This window comes from Calidithermus terrae, assembly GCF_003574345.1.
Classification (GTDB): Bacteria; Deinococcota; Deinococci; order Deinococcales; family Thermaceae; genus Calidithermus; species Calidithermus chliarophilus.
On sequence record NZ_QXDL01000330.1, the window covers coordinates 1 to 2,861 of the forward strand.

The following is a 2,861-nucleotide window of genomic DNA, read 5'->3' on the forward strand; positions in this document are numbered from 1 at the left end:
CGATACGCCCTGTTGGGATAAATCATCCCCTGGGGCGTGGGGCTGTAGTTAGCTGTCGGGTCGGTCACAGCCCCAGGGGATGATTTATCCCAACAGGGCGTATCGCGTACGACGTAGGACGTACGACCGGCGTCTTGCGTTTTGCGTCCTGCGTTCGACCATCGACCCTACCTAATCTCCACCCCCGCCCACCGCTCGAGCAGCCTCGCCACCGCCGTATGGTCCACGTCGGCCGAGCCGACCTCGTGCTTGGCGACCTCGAAGAACTCGCGCAATTGGCGCAGCAGGGGGGCGGGCGTGCCGGCGGCCTCGAGCACCTTCACGCAGATGCCCATGTCCTTCGCCAGGAGCCCTAAGGCAAAGGTGTTGGGAAACTCGCGGCTGAGCACCCGCTGGCCGAAGAGGTTTTCCGAGACGTTGGAGCGGCCCGAGGAGGCGTTGATGACCTCGAGGGCCAGCCCCAGGTTGATGCCCTGCTTCGCCAGAGCGGCCATGCCCTCGCTCAGGGCCCACAGGTTGACCGCCAGCAGGCCCTGGTTCACCGCCTTGACCGCGTGGCCTGCCCCCAGCGGCCCCACGTGCACGATCTTGGCGGCGTAGCTCCCCATCACCGGCTTGGCCCGCTCGAAGTCGGCCTCGCTGCCGCCGCACATCACCGTGGCCCTGGCGTTGACCACCCCCGCCACCCCGCCCGAGAGGCAGGCGTCGAGGTAGCTCACGCCCTTGCTCGCCAGCAGGGCGGCGGTCTGCTTAGCCAGTTCGGGCTCGCCGGAGGTGTGGTCCACCCACAGCGTCCCCGGGCGCAGGTGCGGCAGCAGCGCGTGGGCGAGCTCGTCCACGTCCCTCGAGACGGGGACGCAGGTGAGGATGATCTCGGCCTCGGCGGTCTGCTCGAGCCCTACCGCCTTGCTGCCGAACTCCCGGGCGTGGCGCTCGGCCTTGGCGGCCGTGCGGTTGTGGACCAGGGTGTCGTAGCGCTTGGCTAAGTGGCCCGCCATGGGGTAGCCCATCGCCCCCAACCCGATGAACGCCACCTTCATAGCGCCTCCTGCACGATCGCGTCCACCTCGATCTCCACCAGCATCTCCGGGTCGATGAGGCCGCTGACCTCCACCATGGTGGCCGCCGGGCGGATGCCCTGGAAGAACTCGCCGTGGGCGCGGCCCACCGCCTCCCAGTCGCGCTCGATGTTCACGACGTACATGCGGGTGCGCACCACGTCGGAAAGCTTGGCCCCGGCCTTGGTGAGGGCCCCCTCGATGATGCCGAGGATCTGGCGGGCCTGGGCGTAGGCGTCCCCCACGCCCACCAGCTTTCCGTCCGGTCCGACCGCCGTCGTTCCCGCCACGTGCACGTAAGGGCCGACCCGCACCGCCCGGCAGTAGCCGACGACGGGCTCGTAGGGGGAGGTTCCGGGGATGTTCTGGCGCATGGGCACACCATATCCCATGGCGCCTGCTTAGGGCCAGCTCAGGCCAGGAAAGCCCGTACCCCGTCGGCCACGTACTGCACCGCGAGCGCGGCCAGCAGCAGGCCCAGCACCCGCGTCACCACGTTGATGCCGGTGCGGCCCAGCAGGAAGCGCAGGCGGCTCGAGGCCCGCAGCAAGAAGTAGGTGATCACCAGCACCGCCGCGGTCATGGCCAGCACCACCCACAGCCCGCCCTCCACCTCGCGCGACTCGCCCGCCAGGATCAGCACGCTCGCCAGGGTGCCGGGCCCGGCGATGAGGGGGATGGCCAGCGGGAAGACCGAGACGTCCGAGCGCTCACGCGCCTCGTCCTGCTCCTCCTTGGTCTCGCGCTCCCACTGGGCGAAGACCATGTCCACGGCGATGCGGAACAGCAGGATGCCCCCCGCGATGCGCAGCGCCTCGAGGCTGATGCCCAGGTGCTCGAGCAGCGGCCCGCCCACCAGCGCGAAGAACAGGATCACCCCGCCCGCCACCAGAATGGCCTTGCGGGCGATGTTCACCTGCTCGGAGCGCGGCCGGTTGCCCGCCAGGGCGATGAACATCGGCACCACCCCCACGGGGTCGATGACCACGAAGAAGGTCAGGAAGGCCTTGCTCGCGAGTTCAAGCATGGCCTATGGGTCACTCGAGGTAGCTCTCGAGGTCGTCCTGCAACCGCTCGGCGTCCTTGACGCTGCGGGTGACGATGAAGATGGTGTCTTCCCCGGCCAGCGTGCCCACGATCTCGTCGCGGGTGAGGCGGTCGAGCAGCAGCGCGATGCCCGTCGCGTGCCCGTCGGCCGTGCGCAGCACCAGGATGTTCTCGCCCCGGTCCACGTCGCGCACCATCTCGCGGAACATGCGCCGCAGCTCCTCCTCCACGTCCTCCGCAAGGGTCACCGCCGCCAGCGCATACTTATGCCGCCCGCGCCCCATCGGCATCCGCACCAGCCGCATCTCGTTGATATCCCGGCTCACGGTGGCCTGCGTCACGTCGTAGCCGCGCTTGCGCAGGCGGTCCACCAGTTGGGCCTGGGTGGAGATATTCTCCTGGGAGATGATTTCCTGAATAGCCCGATGACGCTGTTCTTTGCTCGCCATAATGATTCCTCTGCGGTTCGCGCAGTGAGTATACATCATTTTTATGCAGTTCGGCGTTCCTCTGCGGGGCTCTTTGGCGTACGTCGCACGCGATGCGCCGGACGCCGGGCGCGGGGCGGGCGTCGTACGTCCTACGTCATACGCCGAACGCCAAACGCAAGACGCAAAACGCTAAACGCAAGACGCGGGTCGTACGTCGTACGTCGTACGCCGAACGCAAGATGCAAAACGCCAGACGCCTTGTTCCCCCCTTAGCAAGGGGGGCTGGGGGGGATAAACCCTCCCCGCCGGCGGGGAGGGTTTATCC

Annotated in this window: 4 protein-coding genes; all 4 read right to left on the minus strand. The window is 67.9% G+C overall.

Going from position 1 to position 2,861, the window contains the following annotated elements:
- Positions 1 to 167: 167 nt before the first annotated feature.
- The 4 genes from Mterra_RS20205 to argR are packed head-to-tail and all read right to left on the minus strand — an operon-like array spanning position 168 to position 2,554.
- On the minus strand, positions 168 to 1,040 hold the full coding sequence (locus tag Mterra_RS20205) for an NAD(P)-dependent oxidoreductase (RefSeq protein WP_119316734.1): 873 nt from the start codon (positions 1,038 to 1,040) through the stop codon (positions 168 to 170).
- Positions 1,037 to 1,432: a RidA family protein gene (locus Mterra_RS20210; RefSeq protein WP_119316735.1), complete on the minus strand. Its 396-nt coding sequence runs from the start codon at positions 1,430 to 1,432 to the stop codon at positions 1,037 to 1,039. The genes Mterra_RS20205 and Mterra_RS20210 overlap by 4 nt, the downstream gene beginning before the upstream one ends.
- Positions 1,433 to 1,470: 38 nt before the next feature.
- Positions 1,471 to 2,085, minus strand: coding sequence for a MarC family protein (locus Mterra_RS20215; protein WP_119316736.1), 615 nt, complete (start codon positions 2,083 to 2,085; stop codon positions 1,471 to 1,473).
- Between the two features lie 10 nt (positions 2,086 to 2,095).
- Complete coding sequence (gene argR, locus Mterra_RS20220; protein WP_027894317.1) at positions 2,096 to 2,554, minus strand: arginine repressor; 459 nt, start codon at positions 2,552 to 2,554, stop codon at positions 2,096 to 2,098.
- Positions 2,555 to 2,861: the final 307 nt, after the last annotated feature.

Bases quoted from the DNA above. Each gene is read 5' to 3' on its own strand.
- Mterra_RS20205 (WP_119316734.1), bottom strand. From the start codon at position 1,040: ATGAAGGTGGCGTTCATCGGGTTGGGGGCGATGGGCTACCCCATGGCG.
- Mterra_RS20210 (WP_119316735.1), bottom strand. From the start codon at position 1,432: ATGCGCCAGAACATCCCCGGAACCTCCCCCTACGAGCCCGTCGTCGGC.
- Mterra_RS20215 (WP_119316736.1), bottom strand. From the start codon at position 2,085: ATGCTTGAACTCGCGAGCAAGGCCTTCCTGACCTTCTTCGTGGTCATC.
- argR (WP_027894317.1), bottom strand. From the start codon at position 2,554: ATGGCGAGCAAAGAACAGCGTCATCGGGCTATTCAGGAAATCATCTCC.